The organism is Burkholderia sp. BCC1972, from assembly GCF_905339605.1.
Lineage (GTDB): Bacteria > Pseudomonadota > Gammaproteobacteria > Burkholderiales > Burkholderiaceae > Burkholderia.
The window spans coordinates 1-210 of the sequence record NZ_CAJPGH010000118.1; the positions used below are offsets into that span (position 1 = coordinate 1).

2 pseudogenes are annotated in these 210 nt (G+C 59.5%); both read right to left on the reverse strand.

Features of this window, described 5'->3' with window-relative positions:
• Window positions 1-95 (reverse strand): annotated as a pseudogene (locus tag U5798_RS37070) (ABC transporter ATP-binding protein); the annotation flags it as partial.
• Window positions 95-210, reverse strand: a pseudogene (locus U5798_RS37075) (ABC transporter ATP-binding protein); the annotation flags it as partial. The pseudogenes U5798_RS37075 and U5798_RS37070, both read right to left, overlap by 1 nt.

Sequence of the window (210 nt, forward strand, 5' to 3'; positions counted from 1 at the left end):
TCGCCCTGGCGGACTTCCATGTCAACGCCCTTGACGGCCTGGATGCCGCCGTAGTTGACCTGCAAGCCCTTGATTTTCAACATTGCCGCTGCCATCAGTGCACCCCTGCGCCGAGATATGCCTCAATCACCTTCGGATTCTTCTGCACGTCCTGCGGCAGACCCTCGGCGATCACCTTGCCGTAATCGAGCACCGTCATCCGGTTGCACA